Annotated in this window: 4 protein-coding genes; 3 read left to right on the plus strand and 1 reads right to left on the minus strand. The window is 74.3% G+C overall.

The window, feature by feature from the left end; all coding sequences use genetic code 11:
* Positions 1 to 282: 282 nt before the first annotated feature.
* Positions 283 to 945, minus strand: coding sequence for a type 1 glutamine amidotransferase domain-containing protein (locus AB0I76_RS25015; protein ID WP_357040067.1), 663 nt, complete (start codon positions 943 to 945; stop codon positions 283 to 285).
* A gap of 72 nt (positions 946 to 1,017) precedes the next feature.
* Here AB0I76_RS25015 and AB0I76_RS25020 point away from each other — a divergent pair, with 72 nt between their 5' ends.
* The 3 genes from AB0I76_RS25020 to AB0I76_RS25030 all read left to right on the plus strand — a co-directional run.
* On the plus strand, positions 1,018 to 1,902 hold the full coding sequence (locus AB0I76_RS25020; protein ID WP_357040070.1) for a LysR family transcriptional regulator: 885 nt from the start codon (positions 1,018 to 1,020) through the stop codon (positions 1,900 to 1,902).
* 68 nt (positions 1,903 to 1,970) lie between these two features.
* A complete protein-coding gene (locus AB0I76_RS25025; RefSeq protein WP_357040073.1) occupies positions 1,971 to 2,744 on the plus strand; it encodes an enoyl-CoA hydratase/isomerase family protein in 774 nt (257 codons plus the stop codon).
* A 27-nt stretch (positions 2,745 to 2,771) separates the two neighbouring features.
* Positions 2,772 to 3,741 (plus strand): serine/threonine-protein kinase (locus tag AB0I76_RS25030; protein WP_357040076.1); only part of this gene is annotated, 970 nt, incomplete at its 3' end.

Below are 3,741 nucleotides of genomic sequence, written 5' to 3' on the forward strand. Positions count from 1 at the left end.
CCCGCACAGTGAGGCCACTACTTCCATGTTCGAGCGCGATCTTGCCTGACGGCTCACAATGCAACGCGACGTTGCGTTGCGGTACGACGGGGTTGCCGCCGGCCGGAGCGCCGGTCGACGAAACGTGCGCGGTGGCGACGGTCATGCCCCCACCGTACCGCAACGCAACGTCGCGTTGCATTGTGAGCCGTCAGGCAAGATCGCGCTCGAACATGGAAGTAGTGGCCTCACTGTGCGGGCGAGGCCACTACTTCGTGGATCGAGTGCGATCTTGAAGGCGCCTCAGGCGGCCTGGACCGCCTTCACCACCGCTTCGGCCATCGCGCGGGCCGACTGCGGGTTCTGGCCCGTCACGAGGCGGCCGTCCGTCACGACCTGCTCGGTGAAGTTCGGAGCCGGCACGTGGGTGGCACCCGCCTCGGTCAGCTTGTCGGCCAGCAGGAACGGCACGTCGTCGGAGAGGCCCACGGCGTTCTCCTCGTCGTTGGTGAAGCCGGCCACCCGCTTGCCGGCGACCAGGTGCGAGCCGTCGGAGAGCTTCAGGTTCACCAGCGCGGACGGGCCGTGGCAGACGGCGGCGACGACGCCGCCGCGCTCGTAGATCGAGGCGGCGATGCGCGCCAGGTCCGGGTTGTCCGGGAAGTCCCACATCGTGCCGTGTCCGCCGGCGAAGACCACGACGTCGTACCCGGACGGGTCGACCTCGGCGGCCTTCGGCGTGTTCTCCACACCGGCGGTGGCCAGGAAGTCGTTCTGGGTCTCGTCGTTCTCGTCGCGGCCGTCCAGCGGCGGCTGGCCGCCGGCCACCGACACCAGGTCGACGTCCCATCCGGCGGCGCGGAACACCTCCCATGGCTCCGCGGCCTCGCCGACGTAGAAGCCGGTCTCCCGGCCGGTGTTGCCGAGCTGGCGGTGACTGGTCAGAGCGATGAGTGCGCGTGTCATGGCACCCATGCTGGCTCGCGGATCCATAGCTGACCAATAGGCGAACGACACAGCAGCGATAGGTTTGCCGATGTGAGGGTATCGCTCGACCTGCTGCGCAGCTTCCTCGCCGTCCACCGGTCCGGTTCGATAACCGGCGCGGCCGAGCTGCTCGGCCTGGCGCAGCCCACGGTCACCGCCCAGGTCCGCGCGCTGGAGGAGGCCCTCGGCCGGCCTCTCTTCGACCGGGTACCCCGTGGCGTGATGCCCACCGCCGCCGGTGACGAACTGGCCCGGCGCGTGGCGGACCCGCTGGACCGGCTCGACGCCGTGCTCGCCGACGAGCCGGGTACGCCGTACCCCCGGACGGTCTTCCTCGGCGGGCCGGCGGAGTTCCTCGCCGCGCGCGTCCTCCCGGCGGTGGCCGGCCTGGTCGCCGACGGCCTGGAGCTGCGGGTCACCGCCGGCCTGCCCGACCAGCTCCTCGACGGCCTGGTCGCCGGCCGGCTCGACCTGGCGGTCACCAGCGTGCGCCCCCGGCGCCGGGGACTGACCGCCGAGCCGTTGCACGACGAGGAGTTCGCGCTGGTCGCCGCGCCGGCCTGGGCCCGCCGCCTGCCGGACCCGGTCACCCCCCACGCGCTGCGCGGGGTGCCGCTGGTCGCGTACGCCGAGGAGGCCCCGATCCTGCGGCGCTGGTGGCGGACGGTGTTCGACACGCGGCTGACCCGGACGCCGAACCTGGTGGTGGCCGACCTGCGGGCGGTGCTCGCGGCCGTGGTGGCCGGCGCGGGGGCGAGCGTGCTACCGACGTACCTCTGCGAGCGGCCGCTCGCCGCCGGTGAGCTGGTACCGCTGCTGCGGCCGGCGGTACCCCCGCTCAACACGCTCTTCCTGGCCACCCGGCCGCAGGTCGGCGGCCGGCGCGAGGTGCAGGCGGTACGCCGGTCCCTGCTGGACGCCGCCCCCGGCTGGTGAGGCGGCGGGCTCGCGCCGTTATGGTCGCCGCACCGGCGCCGCCGAGGGCGCGGCCGGTCGAAGGGGTGGTGACGGTGGCGGACGCGGACCTGCTCGTCGAGGTGACCGGTGCGGTCGCGACGGTGGTGATCCACAACCCGGGACGGCGCAACGCGATGACCACGGACATGTGGCGGCGGCTGCCGGACCTGCTGGACGGCCTGGAGGCCGACCCCGCCGTCCGGGCGCTGGTGCTCACCGGCGCGGACGGCACCTTCTGCGCCGGCGCGGACCTCGGGGATCTGGACGAACTGCTGGACGCCGGTGACGGCAGCATCGCCGTCGCCGCCGAGGAGCGGCTGGCGGCCTTCGCCAAGCCGACCGTCGCCGCCGTCCGGGGTGCCTGCGTCGGCGGCGGATGCCAGCTCGCGGTCGCCTGCGACCTGCGGATCGCCGCCGACGACGCGCGCTTCGGCGTACCGCCGGCACGGTTGGGACTGGTCTACCCGGCACCGACCACCCGCCGGCTGGCCCGGCTGGTCGGCCCGGCGGCGGCCAAGCACCTGCTGTTCACCGCCGAGCTGATCGGCGCCGAGCGGGCGCTGCGGGCCGGTCTGGTCGACGAGGTGCTGCCCGGTGACGCGCTCGCCGCCCGGGTGGAGGAGATCACCGCCGCGGTCGTGGCCCGCTCACAGCTCAGCGTCGCCGCGGCGAAGGAGATCATCGACGGTCGCGCGGACGACGACCGGATCGCCTGGTGGCACGGCCAGGTGCGGGCGAGCGGCGAGGCCCGTGAGGGTGTCGCGGCCTTCCACGAGCGCCGGCCGCCCCGCTTCGGCTGGGCGCCGGGAAACGCGCGGTAGGGCCGAGCGTCGCATCGCGGCGACTCGATGTCGGGTGGTGCCGGGCCGGTCCGGTGCGGCAGGCTGTCCACTGTGCAGCGTGATCAGTTGCTCGCCGGCCGCTACCGGCTGGACGAGCGCCTCGGCAGGGGCGGCATGTCCGTGGTCTGGCGGGCCCACGACGAGGTGCTGGAACGGGACGTGGCGGTCAAGGTGCTCGTCGCGACGGATCCGGCTGCCCGGTGGCGGATCCGGGCGGAGGCGAAGGCGGCGGCCCGGCTGTCGCATCCGAACGTCACCAACGTCTACGACTACGGCGAGTCTCCGGTCGGCGGCGACCAGGTTCCCTTCGTGGTCATGGAACTGCTGACCGGCACCACACTCGCGCAGCGCCTCACCGAGGGGCCGCTGCCGTCGAGGGACGCGCTGCGGATCGGGGCCGAGGTGGCCGCCGGTCTCGCCGCCGCCCACGGCGAGGGCCTGGTGCACCGGGACGTCAAACCCGAGAACGTGATGCTGACCCCGACCGGCGCGAAGGTCGTCGACTTCGGCATCGCGGCGGTCGCCGGCACCCCGGAGATCGACGTCGAGGGGCGGCTCCTCGGCACCCCGGCGTACTTCGCCCCCGAACGGCTGGACGCCGGCGAGGTGATCGCCGCCTCCGACGTGTACGGGCTGGGCCTGCTGCTGCACCGGATGCTCACCGGCCGGCTCCCCTGGCGGCGGGAGACCGGGACCGGGATGCTGCGCGCCCACGCGTACGACGAGCCGGCCCCGCTGCCCGACGTCGAGGGGGTGCCACCCGAGGTAGGTCGTCTCCACCGCTGGTGCCTGGCGAAGGACCCGGTGGACCGGCCGACCGCCGCCGAGGCGGCCCGGGTCCTCACCGCCGCGCTGGCCGGGAGACCCGAAGCCGCGACGCTCGCCGGGACACCCGGCCCCGACGGTCACGCGCGCGCCGATCCGGCCGGCGGGCATCCGGACGGGAAGCCATCGACCCTGCGATCCCCGGCCACCC

The sequence above is a fragment of the Micromonospora sp. NPDC049799 genome (assembly GCF_040656655.1).
In the GTDB taxonomy this organism is placed as follows: domain Bacteria; phylum Actinomycetota; class Actinomycetes; order Mycobacteriales; family Micromonosporaceae; genus Micromonospora.

Excerpts from the sequence above, each read along its gene's own strand:
- AB0I76_RS25015 (WP_357040067.1), bottom strand. The coding sequence starts at position 945 with ATGACACGCGCACTCATCGCTCTGACCAGTCACCGCCAGCTCGGCAAC.